The sequence below is a fragment of the Mesorhizobium australafricanum genome (assembly GCF_033977265.1).
GTDB lineage: Bacteria > Pseudomonadota > Alphaproteobacteria > Rhizobiales > Rhizobiaceae > Mesorhizobium > Mesorhizobium australafricanum.
This window is the reverse complement of the sequence record NZ_JAVIIT010000021.1, coordinates 54,702-79,389: the sequence shown is the minus strand read 5'-3', so window position 1 is coordinate 79,389 and position 24,688 is coordinate 54,702. Positions and strand designations below refer to the sequence as shown.

At 60.0% G+C, this 24,688-nt stretch carries 19 protein-coding genes; 7 read left to right on the top strand and 12 right to left on the bottom strand.

Annotated features, from left to right (window positions below; translation table 11 throughout):
* Positions 1–73: 73 nt before the first annotated feature.
* From RFM98_RS27900 to RFM98_RS27880, 5 genes are all read right to left on the bottom strand, one after another.
* Positions 74–1,273 carry a mandelate racemase/muconate lactonizing enzyme family protein gene (locus RFM98_RS27900; RefSeq protein ID WP_320311783.1) on the bottom strand — a complete coding sequence of 400 codons (1,200 nt, stop codon included), beginning with the start codon at positions 1,271–1,273 and terminating at the stop codon, positions 74–76.
* Positions 1,274–1,282: 9 nt separating this feature from the next.
* A complete protein-coding gene (locus tag RFM98_RS27895) occupies positions 1,283–1,609 on the bottom strand; it encodes an NIPSNAP family protein (RefSeq protein ID WP_127275484.1) in 327 nt (108 codons plus the stop codon).
* 103 nt (positions 1,610–1,712) lie between these two features.
* A complete protein-coding gene (locus RFM98_RS27890) occupies positions 1,713–3,071 on the bottom strand; it encodes a mandelate racemase/muconate lactonizing enzyme family protein (protein WP_320311782.1) in 1,359 nt (452 codons plus the stop codon).
* A gap of 63 nt (positions 3,072–3,134) precedes the next feature.
* On the bottom strand, positions 3,135–4,301 hold the full coding sequence (locus tag RFM98_RS27885) for a mandelate racemase/muconate lactonizing enzyme family protein (RefSeq protein ID WP_320311781.1): 1,167 nt from the start codon (positions 4,299–4,301) through the stop codon (positions 3,135–3,137).
* 57 nt (positions 4,302–4,358) lie between these two features.
* Positions 4,359–5,069, bottom strand: coding sequence for a GntR family transcriptional regulator (locus RFM98_RS27880; RefSeq protein ID WP_320311780.1), 711 nt, complete (start codon positions 5,067–5,069; stop codon positions 4,359–4,361).
* A gap of 211 nt (positions 5,070–5,280) precedes the next feature.
* Between RFM98_RS27880 and RFM98_RS27875 the strand changes: the two genes are divergently transcribed.
* From RFM98_RS27875 to RFM98_RS27850, 6 genes are all read left to right on the top strand, one after another.
* Positions 5,281–6,762 (top strand): ABC transporter substrate-binding protein, encoded by a 1,482-nt coding sequence (locus RFM98_RS27875; RefSeq protein ID WP_320311779.1) that lies wholly within the window; start codon positions 5,281–5,283, stop codon positions 6,760–6,762.
* A gap of 77 nt (positions 6,763–6,839) precedes the next feature.
* A complete protein-coding gene (locus RFM98_RS27870) occupies positions 6,840–7,787 on the top strand; it encodes a carbohydrate ABC transporter permease (protein ID WP_320311778.1) in 948 nt (315 codons plus the stop codon).
* Positions 7,784–8,674, top strand: a complete 891-nt coding sequence (locus tag RFM98_RS27865; protein ID WP_320311777.1) for a carbohydrate ABC transporter permease — start codon at positions 7,784–7,786, stop codon at positions 8,672–8,674. Before RFM98_RS27870 ends, RFM98_RS27865 begins: the two co-directional genes overlap by 4 nt.
* Positions 8,675–8,684: 10 nt before the next feature.
* Complete coding sequence (locus RFM98_RS27860; RefSeq protein WP_320311776.1) at positions 8,685–9,782, top strand: ABC transporter ATP-binding protein; 1,098 nt, start codon at positions 8,685–8,687, stop codon at positions 9,780–9,782.
* A 31-nt stretch (positions 9,783–9,813) separates the two neighbouring features.
* Positions 9,814–10,977 (top strand): mandelate racemase/muconate lactonizing enzyme family protein, encoded by a 1,164-nt coding sequence (locus RFM98_RS27855; RefSeq protein ID WP_320311775.1) that lies wholly within the window; start codon positions 9,814–9,816, stop codon positions 10,975–10,977.
* Positions 10,978–11,000: 23 nt separating this feature from the next.
* Positions 11,001–11,735, top strand: a complete 735-nt coding sequence (locus tag RFM98_RS27850; protein WP_320311774.1) for a ribonuclease activity regulator RraA — start codon at positions 11,001–11,003, stop codon at positions 11,733–11,735.
* 163 nt (positions 11,736–11,898) lie between these two features.
* Here RFM98_RS27850 and gloA2 read toward each other — a convergent pair whose 3' ends face one another.
* Positions 11,899–12,282 (bottom strand): SMU1112c/YaeR family gloxylase I-like metalloprotein, encoded by a 384-nt coding sequence (gene gloA2 / locus RFM98_RS27845; RefSeq protein ID WP_320311773.1) that lies wholly within the window; start codon positions 12,280–12,282, stop codon positions 11,899–11,901.
* Between the two features lie 186 nt (positions 12,283–12,468).
* On the opposite strand from gloA2, the gene RFM98_RS27840 reads away from it, so the two are divergent.
* Positions 12,469–13,143 carry a protein-L-isoaspartate(D-aspartate) O-methyltransferase gene (locus RFM98_RS27840; protein ID WP_320311772.1) on the top strand — a complete coding sequence of 225 codons (675 nt, stop codon included), beginning with the start codon at positions 12,469–12,471 and terminating at the stop codon, positions 13,141–13,143.
* A 326-nt stretch (positions 13,144–13,469) separates the two neighbouring features.
* Here RFM98_RS27840 and RFM98_RS27835 read toward each other — a convergent pair whose 3' ends face one another.
* The 6 genes from RFM98_RS27835 to RFM98_RS27810 all read right to left on the bottom strand — a co-directional run bounded on the left by RFM98_RS27835 (position 13,470) and on the right by RFM98_RS27810 (position 24,618).
* Positions 13,470–13,775: a hypothetical protein gene (locus RFM98_RS27835; RefSeq protein WP_320212883.1), complete on the bottom strand. Its 306-nt coding sequence runs from the start codon at positions 13,773–13,775 to the stop codon at positions 13,470–13,472.
* A 666-nt stretch (positions 13,776–14,441) separates the two neighbouring features.
* A complete protein-coding gene (locus RFM98_RS27830; RefSeq protein WP_320311771.1) occupies positions 14,442–16,514 on the bottom strand; it encodes a PAS domain-containing hybrid sensor histidine kinase/response regulator in 2,073 nt (690 codons plus the stop codon).
* 10 nt (positions 16,515–16,524) lie between these two features.
* Positions 16,525–22,236, bottom strand: a complete 5,712-nt coding sequence (locus tag RFM98_RS27825; RefSeq protein ID WP_320311792.1) for a HAMP domain-containing protein — start codon at positions 22,234–22,236, stop codon at positions 16,525–16,527.
* 463 nt (positions 22,237–22,699) lie between these two features.
* Positions 22,700–23,512 (bottom strand): 3-methyl-2-oxobutanoate hydroxymethyltransferase, encoded by an 813-nt coding sequence (locus RFM98_RS27820; protein WP_320311770.1) that lies wholly within the window; start codon positions 23,510–23,512, stop codon positions 22,700–22,702.
* Between the two features lie 10 nt (positions 23,513–23,522).
* A complete protein-coding gene (locus RFM98_RS27815; RefSeq protein ID WP_320311769.1) occupies positions 23,523–24,305 on the bottom strand; it encodes a TIM barrel protein in 783 nt (260 codons plus the stop codon).
* A 1-nt stretch (position 24,306) separates the two neighbouring features.
* Positions 24,307–24,618 (bottom strand): MocE family 2Fe-2S type ferredoxin, encoded by a 312-nt coding sequence (locus tag RFM98_RS27810; RefSeq protein WP_320311768.1) that lies wholly within the window; start codon positions 24,616–24,618, stop codon positions 24,307–24,309.
* Positions 24,619–24,688 lie beyond the last annotated feature (70 nt).

Below are 24,688 nucleotides of genomic sequence, written 5' to 3'. Positions count from 1 at the left end.
GCATGGCCCTAAGCATGTTGTTCCGGGCGATAGTCTGTGTAAGCGGTTCGCGTCTGCAGGCTGGAGGAAAGGTTCAGTCGAAGAAGCCCACATCCTCTTCACCCAGATACTTCCTGGCCGCGTCGGCGTCGATATCGAGGCCGAGCCCCGGTGCTTCCAGCAAGTCCACCATGCTGTCCTTCACGATCTGCTCCGGCAGGCCGATCACCAGATCCTCCCACCAGGGGTCGGAGGCGCTCGGATATTCGAAGGCAACATAGTTGGCTGGCAAGGTGGCGCAGACATTGATCAGCGCGCCCAGGCCGAGCAGGCCGTTCGCGGTGCCGTGTGGGGCCATCAGGATCGAGTGCATGTAAGCGTGCTCGGCGACCCATTTCAGCTCGGCAATGCCGCCGACATCAGCCGGATCGGGGCCGATGACACGCACCGCCTGGGTTTCGATCAATTCCTTGAAATTGTGCCGCAGATAAATCTGCTCGCCGGTATGGATCGGGGTCGAGGTTGAGGTGGTCAGCTCCCGATAGGCCTGCGGATTGACCCACGGCACATAGTCGCCGGTCAGCATGTCCTCGAGCCACATCAAATTGTACTTCTCGACCGCACGAGCGAACTTGATCGCATCGGGGAGCATCCAGCCCGGGCCGCAATCTAGCGCCAGGCTGACCTTGTCGCCCAGCACCTCCTTCATCGCGATCACGCAGTCGAGCATATGGTTGAAACCGCGCTCGCTGATCACGCCCTGATCCATGGCACCGTGATAGCCGGCCTTCTTCTGCGTCACCCCGTAATGGAACCCCTCGATGCTGTCCTTCATGTTGGAGTGGAACGAGATTCCTTGCTTGACCATGAAGAAGTTCTGCGGCTGCTCCATCATCCATTTGACATCGGCGGCGTAATCCTCCGGCCGGTCGCCTGCGCGCTTCCGGCGGATCGAGCCGTTGTAGACGCGCACCTTGTCGCGCACCTTGCCGCCGAGCAGTTTGTAGGCCGGCACGCCCGCCGCCTTGCCGGCGATGTCCCACAGCGCATGCTCGATGGCGGAGACGGCGGCGCCATAGGGCTTGAACGAGCCGCGCTGGCGGATCTTCAGCATCACTCGCTCGACGTCGGTCGGGTCCTCGCCGATCAGCGCCTCGCGAAAATGCAGCACGAAGGGTTTCAGGTAGGTCTTTGTGTATTCGACTTCGCCGAGGCCATAGAGCCCTTCATCGGTGACGATGCGGACGATCGGGTGCTTGCCGATGACAGCGCAGCGCAGGTCGGTGATCTTCATGGCGCAGTCCTATTTCACAGACGAGAAAGCTGTCGGCGTGAGCATCTGGCTGCTGATATTGGCAACGATCTGCCCGTCGCGCTCAGACTCGTCCCGGGCCCTGTGCCATGCCGGATCGGTGACGAAAGCCGCCCATTTCGCCTCACGCTCGGCCAGCGATTCCCAGGCGAGAAAATAGGTGAGGCGATTGCTGTTTTCGCCGATCGCCGTGGTGAAAAACCCGGCTTGGCGGATGCCATGCCTCTCCCAGATGGCCAGCGTTTGGTCGGAAAAGCGCTTGAGCAAAGCCGGCAGCCTGCCCGGCAGGCAGTCATAGATACGCAGTTCGTAGATCATGGTTTCGTCCGTTTCTTTCTTCGCCTCTGCCTTGGGAGAGGTCGACACGAATGGTCGGTTGTTGGCTCTGTGAGCCTGGGGGAATGAGGGCAGAGGGCCTGGGCTAACTCCAGGTCCGGTCCCAGCTATGTTCATTGTCCCAATGCTCGGTGGATTGCCATATCCCCGTGACACCGGGCTGCAGATGCTGGCTGATCACCTCGTCGACCACATCGTCTATGCCCAGCCCCGGCTTGTCGGGCACGGTGATGAAGCCGTCCTTGACGAGCGGCTTGGAAAGGCCGGTGACGATGTCGTCCCACCAGTCGACATCGGCGGAATGGTATTCGAGCGCCATGAAGTTTTCGGTCGCCGTCGCCACATGCGCCGCGGCCATCGCAGCGATCGGGCTTTCGGCCATATGGATGGCCATGGCGACGCCGTGGTCTTGCGCCATGTCGCCGATCTTCTTGGTCTCCAGGATGCCCCCGCTGGTGAGCAGGTCCGGGTGGATGATGGAGAGGCCGCCGCTCCTTAGCAGAGGCTCGAAGCCCTCCTTGAGATAGATATCCTCACCGGTGCAGATCGGCACCGAGGTCGCCTGTTGCAATTGTCGGTACTGCTCAGTGTACTGCCAGGGGATCACGTCCTCGAGCCAAGCCGGCACGTATTTCTCGATACGGAGTGACAGGCGGATGCCGTCCTGCAGCGAGATGTGGCCGACATGATCGATGGCCAAGGGAATCTCGTAGCCGATGACCTCGCGAACCTCGTGGATATATTGCTCGAGCAGGTCGATGCCCTTTTCGGTGAAATGCAGCCCCGTGAACGGGTGCTGCACATTCTGCGCATCGTAGGCGAGATTGCGGGCCTTGCGTTCTTGGAGTGTGCCGCCCCGGCCGCGCGGATTGGCGTGAAACCCTTCGAGCGCGCCGGCGGGCGCTGTCACGGCGCCCGGGATGTGGACGATCTGCATCAGGCCCAGGTCCATCTTGAGGAAGGTGAAACCCCGGTCCATGCGCTGCTTGAGGCGCCTTCCGGTCTCGGTGCCACTGGGCTTCTCCGCGTCGGTGTCGCAATAGACGCGCACGCGATCGCGAAACCTGCCGCCGAGCATCTGGTAGACCGGTACGCGATAGGCCTTGCCAGCAAGATCCCAGAGCGCGATCTCAACCGCCGAGACGCCGCCGCCTTGCCGGCCATGCCCGCCGAACTGCTTGATCCGGCGAAACAGGCGGTCGATGTCGCAGGGGTTCTCGCCAAGCAACCGGCTCTTCAGCATCAGCGCGTAGGTGGCGCTGGCGCCGTCACGCACTTCACCAAGCCCAACGATGCCCTGGTTGGTGTAGATCTTGAGCAGCGCCGAGGTGAACGGCGCGCCGACGATCTCGGCCACCCGCATGTCGGTGATGCGAAGATCCGACGGCCTGGAATTCGTGTTGATGCGATTGAGAGCCTCGTCGGCTCCATCCGTTTTTAGCATGGCCTAACCTCGCTCTGTTTGGCGGGGCTGATTGCCCCGTATCTGGCCGGCATGGAGGGATTGCTAGGCCAGTTCGATCTCGTGGGCCCGCAGGTAGTCGCGGTTCATCTCGACGCCGAGACCGGGCTTCGACGTCAGCTTGAGGCTGCCGTTCGAAACGTCGAGCGGCTTGTCGATGAGGTGATCGTATTTGGAGAGGTCCCACTCCGAGGTTTCAAGCTTGTAGAAGTTGGGAACCGTCATCATCACCTGCGCTCCCGCGACCACGTTGATCGGTCCGGCGGCGTCATGCGGCGAGACCGGGATGTAGTAGGCTTCGCACAGGGCGGAAATCTTCTTGAGCTCGGTGATGCCGCCGGTCCAGGTGACGTCCGGCATGATGTAGTCGGCGAGCTTGTTCTCGAGCACAGGCACGAAATCCCACTTCGTGTGGCCGCGCTCGCCCCACGAGATAGCGGTGCTGACCTTGTCGCGCACCTGCTTGAGGGCGTTAAGGCTCTCGGGCGGGCACGGCTCCTCGAACCAATCGATCTGGCCGGCTTCCTCGAGGCTGCGACAGAGGCGAATGGCGGTGGGAACGTCGAAGCGGCCATGCGCATCGATGAGGATGTCGACGTCAGGGCCCGCCGTTTCGCGGATCAGAGCCGTGAGTTCGGCCGCTTCGCGTTCGTCCTTGCGGGTCATGCTGCCGTCGAGGTAACCATCCCGCTGTTCGCGGGGCACGCCATCAGCGGTGCGGCCCTGGTGGGGGAAAGGATCGAACTTGAGCGCGGTGTGTCCGGACTCGACGATGTCCCGAATTTCGCGGACCACACCGTCCTTGCTGGTGAATTTGGCCTGATTGGGATGGGTGTACAGTGCGATTTCATCGCGCACCGGTCCGCCCAGCAGCTCGTAGATCGGCTTGCCGAGGACTTTGCCCCGGATGTCCCAGAGGGCTATATCGATGGCGCTCACGCATTCGACGGCGGCGCCGCGGCTGCCCATATAGGTGAAGCTGCGGAAAATCTTGTGCCAGAGATGTTCGATACGTGCGGGGTCTTCGCCTGCCACGGCGATACCGATCTGTCGTAAGATCGTGCAGAGCGCGCGGTTGGCCAACTTTGTCGTGGTGGTGATCTCTCCCCAGCCACTCACTCCCTCGTCAGTCGTCACTTCGACGAACAGGTACTCTCCCCAATAAGAAGCATCGGATTTGATCAGCCACGGCCTAATGCTCGTGATTTTCATCTCTCAACTACCTTTGTCTGGAATGACCCCGACCAGCGGTATTCTCGACCGAATATTCTACCCCGCCCGAGCGGCGTTACGCGCGCGCATGTGCTCGAGGACATGCCGCCCGGAGCCCTCGACATGGCGCGCAATGAGTTCGGCTGCCTCGTCGGCATTTCCCGCTTTTACATGCGCGATGAGCTCCCGGTGCTCGCGAAGGATCGCGGCACGCCGGGCGAGCGTGAAATTGAAACGCCGGCTCACGGCGCGCAGCACTTCGCGATGCTTCCACCAAAGCTCGGCGGCATGGCGGTTGTAGTGCCTCTGGTACATCACGGTGTGAAAAGCGGTATCCAACTCGCTGTGCCTGAGCGTGTCGGCAAAGTTGTTCTCTTCAATCAGGCCCTGGATACGTTCGAGTTCGGCAATGTCCTCGACGGTCGCCATATTCACGAACCATCGCGTCAGGGCTGGCTCGATCAGGACTCCGATCTCGTAGATATCGCGGACAAAATCCTGGTCAATGGGCCGGACGCGCGCGCCGCGGTTGGGAACGAAGGTGACAAAGCCCTCGCCGCGCAACAACTGCAGGGCTTCGCGCACGGGGTTGGTCGAGGTGCCGTGACGCCGGGCTAGATCGGTTACCACAAGGCGTTCGTTGGCCGCGAGCCGCCCTTCGATGATGTCTTCCCTGATCAGTTGATAAAGCGAGGCGCCCTCGCTGGAGGCCCCGAGCGCGTCAATCCCTTCGGGTGGTTCCGCTTTGAAATCGCTTGTTTCGGCCAAAGCCCGCTCCCCCAATCAATACACATTTTGACCGATATCACGCACGGTCCCCATAAACAATGTACGATTTATCGCGTTGACAGACAATCTGCGATCTGAAAACGTACAAAATGCTCGAAGGGATACATTGAACGAGATATCCCATGGCCCGCGAGCAAAGACCGCTCGCCTCGATGCTGAGCGGCATGGGAGAGAAACCTGGAGGATACCTATGACGAGGATTACACTCGGCGGTGCCATCCTGCGCGGCACTGTCTCCACTGCTTTAATGGCATCGTTGATGTCTGCGCCGGCGCTGGGCGCGGCGCCGGTCGACTTGAGCAAGTGGTCGCCCGAATATGTGCGCTCAATTGCAGGCACGCAGGATTTTGACACGGCGGCCGATTGCGCCAAGGTCACCCCGCTCGACTACAAGGGGCGACTGACTTTCTGGTATCAGGGCGTGTTCGAAGGCGACCCCGACCTCCTGCGCCAGTACTACAAGGATTTCTTCGCGACCTTCCGCAAAACCTATCCAAACATCCAGCTCGAGGAACAAGCCCTCACCTATAACGATCTCCTGGACAAGTTCCGCACGGCGCTCCTTGGCAATGCGGCACCGATGGCGGTCCGCCTGCAAATCCTGGGTGGCACCGAGTTCGCCTCAAAAGGCTATCTGCAGCCGCTCAAGCCCGAGGACGTGGGATATTCGACCGAGGATTTCTGGCCTGGCGCCATGAAAGCCGTGACCTGGGACGGCGTGACCTACGGCATTCCAACCAACAATGAAACCATGGCGTTCATCTGGAATGCCGATATCTTCAAGCGTGCTGGCCTCGATCCGGACAAGGCTCCGGCAACCTGGGACGACGTCGTCAAATACTCCAAGCAGATCCACGACAAGCTCGGCATCGCCGGTTACGGCCTCGTGGCCCGCAAGAATGCCGGCAACACCCCGTACCGCTTCATGCCGCAGTTGTGGGCCTATGGCGGGGGCGTCTTCGATGAAGCCACGGCGAACCCGACCTATAAGCAGATCGAGCTCGACAGCCCGCAGAGCAAGGCCGCGCTACAAGCCTCTTACGATATGTATGTCCGCGACAAGTCGGTTCCGGTTTCGGCGCTTACCAACCAACAGGCCGACAACCAGCCGCTGTTCCTTGCCGGCCAGCTCGGCATGATGATCTCGCACCCATCCGACTACAATGTCATGCTCGACCTCCAGAAGAAGGCGACGGGCACCGACAAGGACAAGGCGCAGACCGTCATCGACAATATGCGCTATGGCCTCATTCCGACCGGCCCGGACGGCAAGCGCGCAGTCGTGTTCGGCGGCTCGAACATCCACATCCTGAAGCCCGAATATGTCGAGGGCGGCAAGGTGGACGAGCCGGCTGCAAAGGCCATCATCTGCATGTGGACCAGCCCCGAATGGTCGCTGAAGATGGCCTATGCAGGTTCGAACCCGGGCAACCTTAACGGCTTCAAGACCAAATGGATGAAGGAGCGCCTGGACAGCATCAAGTTCCTCGACGTCACCACTTCGATGCTGCCATACGGCATCCCATTCCCGGCGCTGCCGCAGTCCCCCGAGATCATGAACATCATCATCCCGGACATGCTGCAGAATGCGCTCACCGGAGCAATGACCGTCGACCAGGCAGCGGATGACGCGGCCAAGAAGGTGAAAGACCTGATGGGCGGCGGACTCTAGCCGAAGCCTGACCCGCGATCTCACCGGTTGCGCTAAGAGCGCAGCCGGTTCGTTCTGAAAAACAAGGGCACGCCAAAGTGACGATCGTGGCCGGCAAGACCGGGGCTCGGCGTAGATTGCGATCCCTGCTGCGCAAGATTTGGGAGCATCGCGCTGACTACGCGTACGTGCTCCCTGCGATTGCCGTCATGCTGATCGTCATCGCCTATCCGATCTACTACACGATCGAGCTGTCGTTCTTCAACACCCCGCCCGGCCTCCAGCTCCGGGACAAGATCTTCGTGGGCATCGACAACTACACCTCCATCCTTAGCAGTCCGGTGTTCTGGAAGGTCACCTCGAACACCCTTATCTGGACACTGGCATCCACCTTCATCTCCTTTGTCCTGGGATTTGCCTGTGCGCTGGCGCTCCATCGCGACTTCATCGGCCGGGGCGTGCTGCGCGCTATCCTGATCATTCCCTGGGTCATCAGCGCGGTCGCCGCGTCCTATATCTGGAAGTGGATCTACCATTCGGACTTTGGGATCATCGGCGCGGTGCTGGTCGGCCTCGGATGGGCCGACCGGCCACCCAATTTCATCGACAGCGTCAGCACCGTGCTGCCCTCCCTGATCGTGGTCAACATCTGGCGCGAGTTCCCGTTCGCCATGATCATGATGATGGCCGGTTTGCAGACAGTCCCCGACCAGTTGCTGCGCGCCGCAAAAGTCGACGGAGCCAATGCATGGCAGCGCTTCTGGCACGTCACCTTCCCGCATTTGAGAAACGTCTCGACAGTGACGATCCTTCTGCTGGCAGTCGCCAACTTCAATTCCTTCATCATCCCCTGGATCATGACCGGCGGCGGCCCCTCGAACGCATCGCATATCTGGATCACCCACATCTATGAGCTCGCCTTCGGCCGGCAGCGCTGGGGAGTGGCATCGGCCTATTCGGTGCTTCTGTTCCTCATCCTGATGACGCTCGGCTACTTCTATGTCCGCGCGCTTAGCGGCAACGACCGGAAGGATGGCAGCGTATGAGCACGATTGCCGAGACAGCCCCTCGAGGCCAGACCCGTCGCCGCATACGCATCGACGGATGGCGGTGGGGCGGGCGCATCTTCCTCGTATTCATGCTGCTCTACACCGCGTTACCGATGGTCTGGATGCTGATCACCTCGATCAAGTCCGGCTTTGCCGCGATGCAATTCCCGCCGCAATGGTGGCCGGACGAGCCTACCCTCGCCAGCTACCAGAAGCTGCTCGATCCGCAGAACAGTGTTGGCCAGGACTTCCTGCGCTTCTTCTGGAACAGCCTTTACGTCTCCACTGCCACGACTATCCTTTCCGTGATCGTAGCGGTTCCCGCGGCCTATGCGTTTTCGCGCTTCACCTTCCCGGGCCGGAACTTTTTGTTCTTCGCCGTCTTGCTTCGCAACATGTTCCCGGCGGTGATTTTTTTGGTGCCGCTCTTCATCCTGATGCGCGCCATCGGGCTGGTGAACACGCATGGATCGCTCATTCTCACCTACCTCACTTTCGGCCTGCCGCTGGCAATCTGGCTGCTGAAGGGCTTCTACGACAACATCCCGGTTCAGCTCGAGCAGGCGGCGCGCATCGACGGGGCGACGCGGTTCCAGGCCTTTATCCTGATCGTGATGCCGCTCTCGGCGCCAGGAGTCATCGCCACGGCGATATATTCCTTCATCGGCGCGTGGAACGAGTACATCTACGCCTACACCTTCCTCTCCAAAAACGAGCAGCTGACATTGCCGGTCGGCATCCAGCGCTTCTTCTCGGAAAACACAACGGACTTTCCAGGTCTGATGGCGGCCAGCTTCATGATGAGCGTGCCCGTCGTGGTGCTGTTCCTCCTCCTGCAACGATACTTCGTACGCGCGCTCACAGAAGGCGCGGTCAAGCACTAGGGAGCTGCCTATGGCCCATGTGGTCCTCCAAGATCTCGTCAAGACCTACGGCAACTTCAAAGCCGTCAACCAGGTTTCGTTGACGGTCAATGACGGCGAGTTCGTTGCGCTCGTCGGCCCTTCAGGCTGCGGCAAGACGACAACGCTCAACCTCATCGCGGGGCTGATCCCGGTCACATCGGGCGACATCGTCATCGGCGACCGCGTGGTCAACGACCTCGACCCCAAGGACAGGGACATCGCAATGGTGTTCCAGAACTATGCGCTCTATCCGCAAAAGTCGGTCTATATGAACCTCGCATTTCCGCTGCAGATGCGCAGGCTGCCCAAGGACGAGATCGACAAGAAGGTCAGGGAAGCGGCGCGGGTTCTCGACATGACACAGCTGCTCGAGCGCAAGCCGCGCGAACTTTCGGGCGGCCAACAGCAGCGCGTGGCGCTTGGCCGAGCCCTGGTTCGAGATCCAGCGGTGTTCCTGATGGACGAGCCACTCTCCAATCTCGACGCAAAGTTGCGCGTACAGATGCGGTCCGAAATCAAGCGGTTCCACCAGGATCTCAAGGCGACGATCGTCTATGTGACGCACGACCAGCTCGAGGCCGTGACCATGGCGGACAGGATGGCGGTGATGAACGGCGGCTACCTGCAACAATACGATTCGCCGGCGCAAGTTTTCGCCCATCCCGCCAACATGTTCGTCGCAAGTTTCGTCGGCAGCCCGGCGATGAGCCTTATTCCGCTAGAGGCATCGACGGCAAGCGGCAACACCGTACTCACCAGCGCTGAAGGGTGGAGCCTTGAGCTGTCGCAACTCAACGCGCGCAAGGTCCAAAGAGCGGCCACCAGAAAGGTCGTGCTCGGTGCGCGACATTCGACGATCAAGCTGCACAAGAGCGCCATTCCCGGCGCCATTCCGGCCAAGGCCTATACGGTGGAACCAACCGGCGACGTCACTTTCGTGCAGGCGCTCCTCTCCGGCGCCATCGTCAACATCAGCGTGTCGCCCAACATCGCCGTCACACCGGACGAGCAGATCTGGCTCGAGTTCGACCAGGAACGCATCCACCTTTTCGACGGCGAAACGGAGATGGCCCTCGAGGCCAACTGAGACAGCGCGGATGAATGTGGAACGGGTGTGAATGACGACGAAGCTTAAGATCACGGCAATCAAGCCCTATCCAGCTTGGGTGGGGACTCGCAACCAGATGCTCGTCAAGATCGAGACCGATCAGGGCATCTTCGGCTGGGGCGAGAGCGGCTTGAGCGGTCGCGAGAAGGCCGTGGCCGGCGCGATCGAGCACTATCGCGAATTTCTTATCGGCCGCGACCCGATGCAGATCGGCCGGATCTGGCAGGAGGCTTATCGCAGCCAGTATTTCGAAGGCGGGCGCGTTCTGCAGGCTGCGATTTCCGCCATCGACATCGCGCTTCACGACATCAAGGGCAAGGCGTTGGGGGTGCCGGTCTACGAGCTGCTCGGCGGCAAGCAGCGCGACCGCATCCCCACCTTCGCCTCGACCGGAGACGAGGCCGAGGGCGATGCTGCCATTGAACGAGCCCGCGAACTGCGCGCGCAGGGGTGGCAGGCGATCCGCTTCTTCCCCATTGGGCAAAGCAGCAGGGACGTTTTCGAACCGCGCGAGTCGATCGGCGCCACGGCTAGCATGCTGAACAAGGCGCGCCAGGCGCTGGGCGACGAGGTCGTGGTCGGCATCGACTATCATCATCGGCTGTCGGTGGCCGAGGCGGCGAGCTTCTGCAACAAGCTCGGCCGCGGCGTGCTTGATTTCCTTGAGGAGCCCATACGGGACGAGACACCGGGGGCCTACGAATCCTTGCGTAGGATGACGGAAATCCCGTTCGCCATCGGCGAGGAATTTGCCGGCAAGTGGCAGTTCCTGCCCTACATCGAGCGCGGCATCCATCAGTTCAACCGGCTCGATGTCTGCAATGTCGGTGGGCTCACCGAAGCGATGAAGGTCGCCGGCTGGAGCGAGGCGCACTATGTCGACCTGATGCCGCACAATCCCCTCGGTCCGGTGTGCACCGCCGCGACCATACATCTCGCCGCCGCGGTGCCGAACTTCGCCTGGCTCGAGACCAGGGCGCCGGAAAGAAAGCTGGGTTTCGACAGTTCCGAGTTCTTCCCGATGCAACCACAGCTCGACGGCCCCGATTATCCGGTCGGCGACCAGCCGGGACTGGGTGTCGAGATCAACGAAGAGGCGATCCAAGCGCAGAGTTTCCGTTTTTGGGAAGCGCCCCACCTCAAGCGCCGCGACGGTTCTGTCACCAACTGGTAGTTCCATTTCAACCGGAGTCCACAATGACGCATACCCCCGACATCACGCGGCCGCCCAAGGAACTGATCGACGCGCTAAGGGAGATCGGCGCGGCGACGGTCGCCGGCACGCTTGGCCACATGGGCTTCCGCAATCCGCACATGGTTGGACCGGTGGCGCAGAACCATGGCAAGTCGATCGTAGGGCCGGCGCTGACGCTGCAGTTCCTGCCGCAGCGGCCGGACCTCTTCAACGAGGGAGAATATGCCGATCCGGAGACGCAGTTGCACCGGCACGTACTCTACCACGCGCAGGAGGGCGATGTGGTCGTGGTCGACGCGCGCGGCGACATGAGCTCGGGCGTCTTCGGCGATATGATGTCGACCTATTTCAAGGGCAGAGGCGGCGCCGGCATTGTCATCGACGGATGCATGCGTGACCGACCCAATGTTGAGAAGCTCGATCTGCCGCTGTGGCTGCGCGGCTGGACGCCCAACTATCATGTGCAAACCAGCATCTATCCAAATGCCGTCAACGTTCCGATCGCCTGCGGTGGTGTCACTGTGATCCCTGGCGACATTATCGTCGCAGACGATGACGGGGTGGTGGTGGTTCCCGTGGCAATGGCGCCGAAGGTCGTCGAAGAAGCGAAGAAGCATCACGATTGGGAAGAATTCTCGCGCGAGAAGCTCATGCAGGGCGCGCCGTTGCAACGCTACTATCCGCTGCATGACGATGCCCGAGAGGAATACGAGGAGTGGCGTAAAACAAATCGCTAGGAGCACCCCTACTGCGGCTAGGCTATGCGGCAACATCTGAGGCGCAGAGCGATCGGCCTCCTCGTCCGTGGCAAGGAGCCCGTGACACACCCGAGTTGGCGGATTGTATCTGCCGACTGCCGTTCCCACCTCCGATGACGTGGTCGCGAAAGCTAACCGCTCCTTATGGGGCTTCGTAGAGTTCCAGCGGCAATCCATCTGGGTCGCTGAAAAAGGTAAACCGTTGGTCTGTATATGGGTCGATCCGAATTGGCTCAACGGCAACGCTGGCGGCTTCTAGGCGCATAATTACGGGATCAAGATTCGCCACAGCAAATGCCAGATGTCTCAGACCTGTCGCTTCTGGATGGGACAGCCGCATCGCTGGTGAAGGGAAGGAGAACAATTCCAACTGGACGGACCCAATCCGCAGATCTGCCTTCCATGACTGCCGCTCTTCCCGATAGACCTCCCGAATCAGATCGAGGCCGAGGAGTTCGACGTAGAACCGTCGAGACCGGTCGTAATCGGTGCAGATGAGCGCGACGTGGTGAATGGCGTTCAGCATACTAAGAACTCTACCCAAGGTGGGATTTGAGGCCAAGGTCACCGTCGACTACACGGCACTCGCCTCGTCATCTGCTCCCAATCGGTGGCATGATGTTACCGCGCATCGGCCATGTCGGTTACGGTGACGAGACGAACAGGATATAAAGCTATTCGGCAGCAGCCGGTCGAGGAAAGCCTCACCGTCATGAAACCGATGAACGAAGAGCATCTTGCGATTCTACGCAGGCACATGGTCGAGATGATTGCGATCCATGCCGACCTTGCAAGCGACGAACTCGGCAAGGCAACGCTCGATGAGCGGGTGATGGCATCGATGCAGCGGGTCCCTCGACATCTCTTCGTGCCAGCTGCGGTCGTGCCTTATGCATACCAGGACATGCCGCTGCCGATCGGCTTCGATAAGACCATATCGCAGCCCTTCATCGTCGCTCTGATGACCGATCTGCTTACTCCCCAACCGCATGAAGCAGTGCTCGAGATCGGGACTGGCCTGGGCTATCAATCCGCGGTCCTTGCGGAACTCGCAGGACAAGTTTGGAGCGTCGAAATCATCGAGGAATTCGCAGGCCATGCCGAGGCTCTGCTGCAGGGACTGGGCATCTCGAATGTGGCCATTCGTGTCGGAGATGGGTCTCGCGGCTGGCCCGAGCACGCCCCGTTCGACAAGATTCTGGTTAGCGTGGCGGCTGAGCGAACGCCGCCGGCATTGTTGAATCAGCTCAAGCCAGGGGGACGCCTTGTTCTTCCTTTGGCGTCTGAAGAAGGACAGTTTCTGACTGTAATCGACAAGGATGCTGCTGGGCAACTCGAGACTCGGAAGCTCATCCCGGTTCGGTTCAGCCGACTTGAAACGATCTAATGAGGTGCGCACAACTGGCGCGACCTCGCTTTTCCGACCGTCGGCCTGGCGGCTGCTCTTCTCGTCGCAATCCTCCGACTGTCAAACTCGATCCTCGTAGAACTCAATGGGGAGACCGTCGGGGTCTGCCACGAAAGTAAGCCTGATGCTTGAAGCTCCTCAGCCATTCAGATCAGTTTGCGATAGATGCTGATCTTTTCAAGGCGACAATACAAAACCGCTGCGCTTGCGCCATTGGTCAGACTGTGATGAGACCTGTCCCTTTCCCCGCCGGGCAGAGTGCTCCCAAGTGCAGCGGAGTTTTAGCGGTAGACGGGCCGGGTCGTTCACCTAAATCTGCCTAGAAATTGGCTAACGTACAAATCCACCAAGCCGCTGACGCGCCAACGGTATAATCGTGCGGCCACTCTTTCGCGCCCCATAATAGTCTCTGCATGTTCTGTTGCGAGTTTGAGTAGCGTCTCGGAGACTTCCTGCGCCGACCAGCCTTTGACAAGGCAGGCCTTCACCAAAGCTTCAAACGCGGTCCCAAGGGCAACCTCGCAGTTGATGGCGCGGTCGGGGCTGCCCTCAGGAAGCAGGGGCGATTCGATTGGTGGAATCGCGGTCATGCATCCAGAAAGCTCAAACATGAGAAATCGTTCCCGCCTGGCCGCAGGTGGGGCACAGATAGAGGTGATGCGCCCTACCGCCGGCGGCGGACCATCATCCCCGGTTGCGGGCGCGCCTGGGAACCTTTCCTTACAGGCCATGTTGATGTTTGGACGTGCATCTTCCGCCAACCGGGGAGCGCGCCGCGTCGGGATGGATTGCCGCCTGTCACCGCAAGGTGAGAGAAGCCGGTTTTCCTTAGGAGGTCCCGACAAAGAGCCCGCCCAACGCCAGAAGAGCGGGCTCTTTCATTGAGCCCTTGCCATCCGAAAGCATCTAAGGAATATAATCCTCTCCAGTGCCGCAGATGCGCTCGGCAACAAGCTCGAAGCCGGCACAGGTCTGTCGGTCAGTTGCTGCCTGACGTGTAAGCGCCGCTCTGTGCTCGATGTAGCCGAGCTGGTTCAGCGGCTCGGGCCGGATCACTCCTGTATGCGCTGGGGCCTCATCGAGGTGATCTTCTGCACCGAGTGCAGCGCCGCCGGCCGCGACGACCGGAACCTACAATTTACGAACCACGCGTTGACGCCAGAGCATCGGAGGAAGTGATGCAGACCAAAGCTTATCGAGCGTCCCGTCCCGTATGCGTCCGCAACCCATTTGGCTGGCGTCTGGCGGTTGACCCAATCAAGCCTTGGTTGCGTTGCCTACCCGATTTTTTTTGCTTCCCCGGCCGCATTGGCCACCACTTGCAGGATGCTCTTGACAAGATCGTTTTCGCGGAAAGGCTTGCCTAGTAACGGGACGTCCGCGGGCCGATCGGCAATCGCCTCAGCATCGGCATAACCAGTAACTATGACTGCCGGCCAATCCGAGCGGAGATTGCGCGCAAAGCGAATAACGTCCACACCGGAGACGAGCGGCATGGCGAAGTCGGTTACGATGATGTCGAATTCGTTTGGCGCCCGTTCGATAACCGCCAGCGCTTCCGCACCCCCTGCTGCGCAGGTCACTATGAAGCCGCGTCGCCTGAGGGACTCAGCCGTCAACTGCCGTAGCACACCGCTATCGTCGATGAGCAAGATAGAGGGGAACGCCTTTCGAGTGCCCGTTTGTACCTCTTCCACTTCGGGCTCTGTGACGTCGCCCGCTGGTTGCCTGGTCGAGCGTGGCAACCAAAGTTCCATACTAGTCCCACGACCAACGACACTGTCTATACGGAGCGCCCCGCCGGATTGCTTCATGAAACCGTACACCGTGCTGAGACCCAAGCCAGTTCCCTTGCCGACCGGCTTCGTGGTGAAGAAGGGTTCGACCACTTTGGCCAGAATATCCTGCGGGATGCCCGCCCCGGTGTCCTTGACGATGATGACCACATAGTCGCCAGGGGTTAGATCGTCGGAGTCTGTCTTGATCGTGCGGTTCTTCGCGAGCACGGTAATTGTTCCACCCGAAGGCATGGCGTCGCGTGCATTGAAAACCAAGTTCATCAAGGCCAACTCCAACTGGCCGACGTCGACGTGCGGCGGCCAGACGGTATCGTCGACCATCCATTCAAAGCGGACCAGGCCGCCCAACACCGGAGCCACCAGCCCGTTCATCGTTTCCCCAAGCGCTGCGAGGCGTACGGCTGTTGGCTTCAGATTTTGCCGTCGCGAGAAGGCGAGCATACGGGTCACGAGTTCCGCGCCTTGTTTTGCCGAGCGCCGGGTCAGGTCCATAACCTGCCGCGCCTGCTCGTCGAGCGTCACGTGCCGCTCAAGCAATCCCAGCCCACTGAGAATTGCGGCGAGAAGATTGTTGAAGTCGTGTGCCAGTCCACCGGTGAGCTTGCCGATCGCGTCGAGGCGTTGCGACTGGAGAAGCTGATCCTCGAGCCCGCGGCGCTCGGTCACATCCAGCAACGTACCCAAAATTTCTGGTCGGCGTCCGTCGCCCTTCGATAGGACACCTTGGTCCAGAAAGATGCGGTATTTCCCATCGGCGCATTGCCAGCGGAATTCGCAGGTGTAGGAGCCGTTTGCCTTTGCCGCCAGCAAAGCTTCCCTGACCCTTGGCAGGTCGTCTGGATGGACCCGGCTTAGGCCGAAGTGCGGATCGGACGTCAGTCGCTCCGGTGGAAATCCCGTCAAGCGTTCCACGCCTTTCGTCACAAAGCGGGCTGCGAAGGGCGGCTCGGCGGCTCTCGCGTGAAAGCAGACGGGCAAGGAACTGAGGATAGCTTCCTGACGCTCTTCGGCGCTGCGCAGCGATCGCTCGGCTTCGAGCTTTTCCTTTTCGGCCTGAAGGGCCTTTGCCAGCAAGGCCTGCTCGGCGACCGCGTTGCGTTGGATTTCACGAGTCTTCTCATGAAGCTCGACGAAGACAGCCACCTTTGAGCGCAGCATGACCGGGTCGAACGGCTTGAACACATAATCCACAGCACCTGCGTCGTAGCCGCGCAACATATGAGCATCTTCCTTGTTGATGGCAGTAAGGAAGATGAGAGGCGTGCGTTTGGACTGTTCACGCTGGCGGATGAGGTCCGCCGTTTCGTAGCCGTCCAGACCCGGCATCAGCACGTCCAGCAAAATAACGGCGAAATCCTCTTTCAAAAGGCGGCGCAAGGCCTCCTCGCCGGATTGGACGGCAACAATCTCCGCGATCGGGCTGAGGACTTCTTCAATCGCTAGCAGATTGCGTTCGTCATCGTCGACGGCAAGGACGCGTGCCTTCGTCGGATCATTGGCGAGTGCCTCGAACTGCGACTTCTTCGATCGTATCCGCGATAGTTTTGCCATCGAACACCCGTCAGTTTGCTGCCATCAGCATTTTTTCCGCGTTTTCGACCCGCGCCCGCGAGCGACCGATCCAGACCCGGAGCAAGGCCAGCAGGAGATCGAGATCGACCGGCTTGGCAATATAGTCGGAAGCGCCGGCGTCCAGGCATTTCTGCCGGTCGCCCTTCATTGCCTTGGCGGTCACCGAGATCAGGGGGATGTGAGAGATTGCGGGCGTGTTACGTATCAACCGCATCGTCTCATAGCCGTCCATTTCCGGCATCATGATGTCGATCAATGCAGCGTCGACATCCGGTGTTTGTTCCAGGAGCGCGATGCCGTCTCGGCCACGCTCGGCGTGCATCACCTCTATGTCGAAAGTCTCTAGAACGCTGGTCAGCGAGTAGATGTTGCGGATGTCGTCATCGACTATCAGCACCTTGGCGCCGGCAAGGTCGGACCTGGTGTCGGCTTGCGCCGTTTCTGTGTGCCCGTCCGGACGCTGGTCACCTGGGAGTGTTGCGGAAATATGTAAAGCCAATTGAGCGAAGTTCTCGGCCCTCGGCGTGTCTTTCCAGGTCGGGTTCAAAGCCAGCACTTGGTCAATTGCGTCCGAGTGGGGAGCGAAGAACAAGAGGGGCGGAAGAACGTCCGCGAATTGACTGGAAAGTTCATCGAGGGCCTGCGCGTTGTCCTTGGCGGACCTGCCGAAGCCGAGCACAATCGCATCATAGGAGGCCATGTCTATATCCTCCGCGTTCGCGGCAATTCGACCGATTGCAGCGACCGAGGTCACCCCGTCGCGGATCGCTTCGACCAAGGATAGCCGGCGTTCCGGATCCGGGTCGGCCACCAGGACCCGCCGCTGAACGCGAAGCTTCCTTGAATGGATGTCCTGAAACACCGTCATCAATTCTTCGGATGACACAGGCTTTGTGGAGATGCTCGATGCACCTTTTCTGGCCAGACCTTCGAGGTCCTCCGCCCCAGAAATTACATGAACAGGAATGCCCTTGGTCTTCTGATCATGACGGAGCAGATCAAAGAGCACCCACCCGTCGATATCGGAAAGTCCAATATCGAGGGTGATCGCATCGGGAACCAGCTTGCGGGCCAGCGCCAGGGTGCCTGATCCGGCGGTCGACAGCACTCCCTTGAGACCAGCCGATCGCGCCAGACCGAGCAGCAACCCCCCGAAGGTCGGGTCATCCTCGACGATTAGAACGACCCTATCCTCCGATGATATCGAATCGCGATCGTCCATCAGTTCGGCCGATGGCGGACTGCTCGAGGTTGCGCCAGCAGCGATACTCTCAGTAGCGGGAAGCAGTTCGGAATCCGCTGCAACTCGCGGCCCATCCAGCGGAATGACGAGAGTGAATGTCGATCCTTTGCCAGGTGTGCTTTCGACCCTCAGTTCTCCGCCAAGCAGACGGGCGATCTCACGACTGATCGAGAGGCCAAGGCCGGTGCCGCCATACTTCCGGCTGGTGGTGCCGTCGGCCTGCTGGAAGGCCTCGAAGATCAGCTTCTGTTTGTCTTCAGGGATGCCTATGCCGGTGTCGGTCACGGCGATCGCCAGTGCTTTTGCCGACTGTTTGGCGCCGTTCCGGCGTCCGGATTTCTCCTCTCGGAAATTCAGGCTGACTTCACCTTGCGAGGTGAACTTGAACGCGTTCGAGAGCAGATTAAGGACAATCTGCTGCAGGCGCTTTTCGTCCGTGCGTACCGTGTCGGGCAGCGCGGGATCGACATTGATGGCAAAGCCCAGGCCCTTGTCGGCCGCAAGCTGGCGGAATGTCCTCTCCATATGCTGGCGCAGATGCGCCACGGGCATATCATTGATGTCGATCGAGACGGTCCCGGATTCAATCTTCGACAAATCGAGAATGTCGTTGATTAGGCTGAGCAGGTCCGTGCCGGCCGAGTTGATTGTCCGCGCGAACTCGATCTGCTTCTCGTTCAGATTGCCCTGCTGGTTGGCCGCCAAAAGATTTGAAAGAATGAGCAGCGAATTCAGTGGCGTCCTGAGCTCGTGGCTCATATTGGCAAGAAACTCTGATTTATATTTTGAAGTAAGCGCCAGCTGCTCGGCCTTCTCCTCTAGCGCCCTCCGCGCCATCTCGATTTCGAGATTCTTGTTTTCGACCTGCTTCTTTTCGTTTTCCAGAAGCTGCGCCTTTTCCTGCAGCTCTTCGTTTGTGGCGTGCAATTCCTCTTGCTTCTTGGTCAGCTCCGTCTGACGCGCCTGCAATTCGGACGTAAGCAACTGGGACTGTTTGAGGAGGCCTTCGGTGCGCATCGTAGCCGCGATGGTGTTGAGAACGATACCGACCGATTCCATCAGCTGATTGAGAAACGACTGATGCGTGTCGCGAAATTCGCTGAACGATGCGAGCTCGATGACAGCCTTGACCTCATCTTCAAACAAGGCGGGAAGAATGATGATATTCGCAGGCGAGGCACTGCCAAGGCCGGATGTTACCCGCAGAAAGTCTGGCGGCACGTTATCAAGCATGATGGCGCGCTTGTCGGCTGCACTTTGACCGACGAGACCTTCCCGCAAATCGAGGCGGTGTTTGATGGCCGCTTTACTCTCGGCGCCATAAGATGCCGCCAGTTCCAGGTAGGACTCATCTTCGTCGCGATTGGTCACGTAGAAGACGCCGTACTGCGCGTTTACCAAAGGAGCGAGCTCGGACATGATAAGACGTGACACTGTAGCCAAATCCCGCTCGCCCTGGAGCATACGCGAGAAACGGGCGAGATTGGTCTTCAGCCAGTCCTGCTCGGCATTCTTCAGCGTCTGATCCTTGAGATTGCGGATCATCTCGTTGATGTTGTCCTTGAGCGCGGCGACCTCACCTGACGCCTCGACGCTGATCGAGCGTGTCAGATCGCCCTTCGTCACAGCGGTCGAGACTTCGGCAATTGCGCGCACCTGCGTCGTCAAATTCGCGGCAAGCTGATTGACGTTGTCCGTCAGATCCCGCCACAGCCCTGCCGCGCCCGGCACGCGTGCCTGGCCGCCAAGTTTTCCCTCTATGCCGACTTCGCGCGCGACGTTGGTAACCTGGTCGGCAAACGTCGCGAGCGTTTCGATCATGCCGTTGATGGTGTCTGCCAGAGAAGCGATTTCGCCTTTCGCGTCGACCGTCAATTTGCGCTTGAGATTGCCTTGAGCGACGGCGGTGACGACGTCGGCAATACCGCGAACCTGATTGGTCAGATTGGTCGCCATGAGATTGACGTTGTCCGTCAGATCTTTCCATGTGCCGGCGACGCCACGTACTTGAGCCTGCCCACCAAGCTTACCTTCGGTGCCGACCTCGCGCGCCACGCGCGTCACCTCGCCGGCGAAGGAATTCAGCTGGTCCACCATGGTATTTATGGTCGATTTCAGTTCGAGGATTTCGCCTTTCACGTCGACGGTAATCTTCTTTGAAAGATCGCCGCGCGCGACCGCCGTCGTTACTTCGGCAATATTGCGAACTTGGCCGGTGAGATTTTCGGCCATGGAGTTCACATTATCGGTCAGATCCTTCCACGTTCCGGCCACACCGCGCACCTGCGCCTGCCCGCCCAATTTGCCCTCGGTGCCAACCTCACGCGCCACGCGTGTGACCTCCCCCGCGAACGAATTCAGCTGGTCGACCATGGTATTGATCGTGGATTTCAGCTCGAGGATTTCGCCTTTCACATCGACGGTTATCTTTTTCGATAGATCGCCGAGCGCCACCGCGGTGGTTACTTCGGCGATGTTGCGCACCTGGCCCGTCAGGTTGGCTGCCATCGCGTTGACATTGTCGGTCAGGTCCTTCCAAGTTCCCGCCACGCCTCGCACCTGGGCCTGGCCACCCAGCTTGCCGTCTGAACCGACCTCGCGCGCGACGCGCGTTACTTCCGAAGCAAAGGAATTCAGCTGATCAACCATCGTGTTGATCACGTCCTTGATTTGCAGGATCTCGCCGAGCGCATCGACGGTAATTTTCTGCGTAAGGTCGCCAGTCGCGATTGCCGTTGCCACTTTCGACACGTCGCGCAACTGGACGGTCAGATTGCCGGCCATGGCATTGACATTATCGGTCAGGTCCTTCCAGGTGCCGCCAACGCCTTCGACGTGCGCCTGACCACCCAGCTTGCCTTCCGAGCCGACTTCACGCGCCACGCGGGTCACCTCGGAGGCGAAGGAATTCAGCTGGTCGACCATCGTATTGACGGTATCCTTGAGCTCAAGGATTTCACCTTTCACGTCGACGGTGATTTTCTTTGAGAGATCACCTCGGGCGACCGCCGTGGTCACTTCGGCAATGTTGCGGACCTGCCCGGTCAGGTTGGCCGCCATCAGATTGACGTTGTCGGTCAGATCCTTCCAAGTGCCACCAACGCCCCTCACCTCCGCCTGGCCACCCAGCTTGCCTTCCGTTCCCACCTCACGCGCAACGCGGGTCACTTCCGAGGCAAAGGAGTTCAACTGATCAACCATCGTGTTGATGGTGTCCTTGAGCTCAAGGATCTCGCCCTGCACGGCGACGGTAATTTTTTTCGATAGATCGCCCGACGCGACAGCAGTCGTGACTTCGGCAATGTTTCGCACCTGGCCGGTGAGGTTTTCGGCCATCGAATTGACGTTGTCGGTCAGGTCCTTCCATGTCCCTGCCACGCCGCGCACCTGGGCTTGGCCCCCGAGCTTGCCTTCCGTGCCGACCTCACGTGCAACGCGCGTCACTTCCGAAGCGAAGGAATTGAGCTGATCGACCATGGTGTTGATGGTGTTCTTAAGCTCGAGGATCTCGCCCTTCACATCGACGGTGATCTTCTTCGAAAGGTCGCCCAACGCGACCGCAGTGGTAACCTCGGCGATGTTGCGCACCTGGCCAGTGAGGTTTTCCGCCATCGAATTCACGTTGTCGGTCAGGTCTTTCCAGGTACCACCAACGCCTTCGACACGGGCCTGACCTCCGAGCTTGCCTTCGGTGCCCACCTCGCGAGCAACACGGGTCACTTCCGAGGCAAATGAGTTCAGCTGATCAACCATCGTGTTGATGGTGTTCTTGAGCTCGAGGATTTCGCCTTTAACATCGACCGTGATCTTCTTCGACAAATCGCCAGAGGCGACCGCTGTGGTGACTTCGGCGATGTTGCGTACCTGCCCCGTGAGATTGGTGGCCATGGCGTTGACGTTGTCGGTCAGGTCCTTCCACGTCCCCGCCACGCCCTTCACACGGGCCTGTCCACCCAGCTTTCCCTCCGTGCCTACCTCGCGCGCGACACGCGTCACCTCCGATGCAAAAGAGGCCAGTTGCCCGACCATCGTGTTGACAATCTTGCCGATGCGCAGGAACTCGCCACGCAGCGGTCGGCCGTCGATTTCGACCATCATCGTTTGGGACAGGTCGCCCTTCGCAACGGCGCCGATGACGCGGGCCACTTCCGCTGTGGGCTGGACCATGTCTTCGATGAGGTCGTTGACTGACCGGACGCTGGACTCCCAACTGCCCGTCGCATTACGAACATGGCCGCGCTCGCCGATCCGGCCATCCTTGCCCACCACCCTGCTCAGGCGTTCGAACTCGCTTGTCACCTGATCGTTCAGTTCGACAATCTGGTTGAAGGTGTCGGCGATGTCGGAGTCGATACCCTCATAAACATTATCGATGCGGACCGAGAAGTCGCCCCGTCTGAATGCTTTGAGGGAATTGAGAATTTGTCGGCGATCTAATTGTTCTCTTGACGCCTGCACGCTCACATTGCCACTCCCAACCCAGCGGTTTGTGAAATGTTGTTTGCCTAGTGGATCTGCCCCGCGCGGCCGAAGATGCATCGCGCCGCAACCGTCAGAACGTGCAATGTGATGATTGGTTCCCTACAAGAGTGGGAACCGGGGGCAGCGGTAGTCCCTGGGTTCACACCCGGGTGGGACCATCCGACATTCAAATCTGTTCCAATGCTTTTCAATCTTTTTGTCCCACCCAACAGATTGCTACGCCCAGTCGACCAAATGCGCCTCGCTCAAAGGTGTCCCGATGGCTGGCAAGAAGCTTCTACAGTGCTGCCTGAAGGTGATGATAACGCCAGTGACGGGCATCTACGTCGAGCTGCTGATGTCGTGATTGGGGCCGAAAGCAGATTGTCCGCTTTTGTGTCCGTAGCGGAGATAGCTGACCTTCAAGAGAATCTCGCGGCCTGTTGAGTATCTTGGCTTCCTAAAGCCTGAGAGCGGTCCTGAAGGTGGAGAACTCGTCATCAGTGATCTGAACCACGTGCTGTGGCTCGGGATAGGCGCCGGTCCGGACGTCGGCGATGAATTCGCGATAGGCGGCGATGCGCTCGTGCTGCAGCCGCTCATACTCGGCGGCGAAGTTGCGGTAGGTCTTTGCATGGCGCGGCTTGTGGCCGGTGCTGTGGCCGAGCACGTCCTCGCTGAACAGATACTGCGCGTCGGCATGCGGTCCGGCGCCCATCCCAAGCATGATCATCGGTGTGCTCCTGGTAATCAGTTCGGCAATGCGGTCCGGCACCACTTCCAGCTCGGCTCCGAAGCAGCGAATGGCTTCAAGGCGTTTGACGTGGTCCCACACCGCACGCGCGCTCTCGGCCGTCCTGCCGACAGCCTTGAAACCGCCAGTCCAAGTGCATTGCGAGGGGATCAGGCCAACATGGGCAACGACAGGCACGGCGTTGTCGCAGAGCGTCTTCTGGATATCGAGCGAGGCGGCACAGTAGAAGCAGTCGCCGCCGATGCGCATAAAGTGGTAGGCGGTTTTCAGATAGTCCTCCGCCGTGACCAGATTGCCGGAGGGCCCGTAAGGCAGCCCGACCTGTACGAAGCAGCGGCCCGCCGCCTCGCGCATCTCGGGCGAGAAGAAGCGACCCTCGATCGAAAGCATGTCGACGCCGGCCGCGTCGGCCGCCGCCGCCTCTTCGAGCGAGGTGACGTAGAGCATGGAAATCTTCTGGCCGCGGCCCTTCATGGCGCGGATGTCGGCCACGGTCGGTCGGCTGTTCTTGGTAACCATTCTTTTTCCCTCAGACAGTGAAAGCTTCGCGAAAGGCTTGCAGGGCCGCTTCGGCGTCGCCGGAGGCAAACGCCTCCATGCCAACCGCTCCCTGATAGCCCATGTCTTTCAGGGCACGGGCGATGCCCCGGTAATTGATCTCGCCGCTGCCGGGCTCCATGCGTCCGGGCACATCCGCCACCTGGACCTCGCCGATCCACGGCAGGCAGGCGCGGCAGAGCTCGATCAGGTTCCCTTCGCCGATCTGCGCGTGATAGAGATCGAGATTGAGGCGGAGCCCCGAACGGTTGACGCTCGAGACCAGCGCCAGTGTGTCCTCAGCGCGCCCAAACGGCACGCCGGGATGGTCGACCGGCAGGTTCAGATTCTCCAGCGTGAAGGTCACGCCCTCGGCCTCGGCAAGATCGGCGATGCGGTTCAACGTGTCGCGTGCCTTGAGCCACATCGCGCCGGTGGCGATCTCGCACGGCGTGACCGGCAGGCCGCCATCACCCAGCCCGGTGCCGTGCAGATTGAGCCGCGCGACGCCGAGGCGCTTGCCGACCGCCGCCGTCTCCTTCGCGGTCTTCAAAAGGTCGGCAGCACCCTCGTCATCGGCAAGCCTGCCGCTAAGATAGCCGTTCATGATCGAGAAGGCCGCGCCGGATTTCTCCAGCATTGCGAGATCGTGCTCGGGCCAGTTCCAGAGGCCGACCTGAAAACCCATTTCGGTGAGGCGCTTGACGCGCCATTCCATCGGCCGGTCGCGCCAGAGCATTTCGACGCAAGCCGCAAGCGTAAACGTATCGGACATGTCAGACCTCGATGTACACGCGGCCGTCCTCGACCTTCGTGGTGTAGGTTTTCAGGTTCACACAGACCGGTGCGCGCAGCGCTTCGCCGGTCCGGTAATCGAACACGCCGTTGTGCTTCGGGCATTCGATCCTATGTTCCATAACCAGCCCGTCGCTCAGATGTACCTTCTCATGCGTGCACAGCCCATCGGTGCAGAAGAATGCATCGTCGGGACTGCGGTAGATGGCGAATGTCCGGCCCTCGTGATCGAAGCGGATGACGTCCTCTTCGTCGATGTCATCGGTCGCGCACGCATCAATCCATTTTGCCATTGTCACTCTGCCGTCTGTTCTTTGGTTGGTCAAAAAATGCGGCCGGCAGAATTCCGCCGGCCGCACAGGA